At 68.8% G+C, this 2,026-nt stretch carries 1 protein-coding gene and 1 pseudogene; one reads left to right on the top strand and one right to left on the bottom strand.

Annotated features, from left to right (window positions below; all coding sequences use genetic code 11):
* Positions 1–1,213 (top strand): annotated as a pseudogene (locus tag GD429_RS39945) (excinuclease ABC subunit A); the annotation flags it as partial.
* A 74-nt stretch (positions 1,214–1,287) separates the two neighbouring features.
* Here the strand turns inward: GD429_RS39945 and GD429_RS39940 are convergent.
* Complete coding sequence (locus tag GD429_RS39940; protein ID WP_152865727.1) at positions 1,288–2,022, bottom strand: ABC transporter substrate-binding protein; 735 nt, start codon at positions 2,020–2,022, stop codon at positions 1,288–1,290.
* Between the last annotated feature and the right edge of the window lie 4 nt (positions 2,023–2,026).

Here is a 2,026-nt window from a genome sequence, read left to right as displayed (position 1 = left end):
GGGTGGGCCGGCGGCGCCGGAGGCGTGGCTGACCGTGCATGGCGCGAGGCTGCACAACCTGCGCGACGTCACGGTCGGCATTCCGCTCGCGCGGCTCGTCGCGGTGACGGGCGTCAGCGGGTCGGGCAAGTCGACGCTCGCGCGCGACGTGCTGATGACGAACCTGCTCGACGCGGTCGGCCGCTCGGTGCTGTCGTCGCCGGCCACGCGGCGCGCGCGCAAGGCCGCGCAGCAGGACGCGCCGGCGGCCAACCGCCGCTCGAGCGTGCTCGCGCGCAGTGCGCCGCGGCCGTCGCTGAACGTCACGCATGCGTGGCAGGGCTGCGAGTCGTTGAGCGGCTGGGAGCAGATCGACCGAGTGCTCGAAGTCGATCAAACGCCGATCGGCAAGACGCCGCGTTCGTGCCCGGCCACCTATATCGGCGTGTGGGACACGATCCGCAAGCTGTTCGCGGATACGCTGGAAGCGCGTGCACGCGGTTATACGGCGTCGCGTTTCTCGTTCAATACCGGCGACGGGCGCTGCCCCGCGTGCGAGGGGCAAGGCGTGCGCACGATCGGCATGAGCTTCCTGCCCGACGTGAAGGTGCCGTGCGACGTGTGCCATGGGCAGCGCTTCAACCCGGAGACGCTTGCGGTCACGTGGCGCGGCCGGAACATCGGCGACGTGCTGACGATGGAGATCGACGAGGCGGTGGAATTTTTTGCGCCGATCTCGAACATCGCGCATCCGCTGCAGTTGATGAAGGATGTCGGGCTCGGCTACCTGACGCTCGGCCAGCCGTCGCCGACGCTGTCCGGCGGCGAGGCGCAGCGCATCAAGCTCGTCACCGAGCTGACGAAGGTGCGCGACGACATCACGCGGCGCGGCCAGAAGGCGCCGCACACGCTGTACGTGCTCGACGAACCGACGGTCGGCCTGCACATGGCGGACGTCGCGAAGCTGATTCGCGTGCTGCACCGGCTGGTCGACGCGGGGCATAGCGTCGTCGTGATCGAGCATGACCTCGACGTGATCGCGGAAGCCGACTGGATCATCGATCTCGGGCCGGAAGGCGGCGTGGGCGGCGGCACGATCGTCGCGGCGGCGGCGCCGGAAGCGCTCGCGAAGGTGAGCGCGAGCCATACGGGGCAGGCGCTGAAGCCGGTGCTCGCGCGCACGGCGGCGAATGAGGGTGAAGCCGAGCGGCAGGGAGAAGCGCGGGTCGGTTGAATGCGGCGCTTCGAATGAGCGGCCCCGGTGTCGAGTGAGACACCGGGGCCGTTTTTATGTCGGGTCGTTCTTGATCAGGCTGGCGGTGCGACGGACGCGCCGGTAATGCCATGCCGCCGCAGCGAATCCGCGATGAAGCCCGACGCCTTCATGTCCTCGACGAATTCGTTCAGCACCGCGGCAGCCGCTTCGCCGCGGCTCTTCGGCACGCCCATCGCCTGCCGGATCACCATGAACCGCTCGTCGAGCATGCGCAGGCCCGCCGTTTTCGCGGCATCGGCTTCGAGCTGCTGCTTCACGCCGGCCGCCACTTCCAGTTGCTGTTCGAGAAACGTCTGCACGACGGCCTGCGACGTCGGCGCGCGCACGATCTGCGCGGCTTTCAGTTCGCGCGTGAGGAACAGGTCGTATGCGCTGCCCTTGCCGACAGTCACGCGGTTGTGCGGCTGGTCGACGTCGTCGTTCGTGCGGATCGGCGAAGCGTCGCGCACGAGATAGAAACCCTCGATCAGCACGTATGGCGCGGTGAACGCGACCGTTTCGCCGCGCAGCGGATCGACCGCGAAGAAGCCGAAATCGGCGCGCTCGTCGGTCAGCGCCTGCACCGATTTCCCGGCGGCGTCGAACACCACGAGTTCCAGCTCGGCCGACAGGCGCTCGGCGAACGCGCGCGCCAGGTCGATCGACACGCCGAACGGTTCGCCGGTCACCGGATCGCGGTTCGCGAGGATCGGGTTGCCGAGATTGATCGACGCGCGCAGCTTGCCGGTCGGCATGAAGGCGGAGAGGATGGCAGGGGCGAGGGGCATGAGG

Source organism: Burkholderia sp. BE17, from assembly GCF_009362305.1.
Classification (GTDB): Bacteria; Pseudomonadota; Gammaproteobacteria; order Burkholderiales; family Burkholderiaceae; genus Burkholderia; species Burkholderia pyrrocinia_C.
This window is presented reverse-complemented; position numbering and strand designations above follow the sequence as displayed.

Bases quoted from the DNA above. Each gene is read 5' to 3' on its own strand.
- GD429_RS39940 (WP_152865727.1), bottom strand. From the start codon at position 2,022: ATGCCCCTCGCCCCTGCCATCCTCTCCGCCTTCATGCCGACCGGCAAG.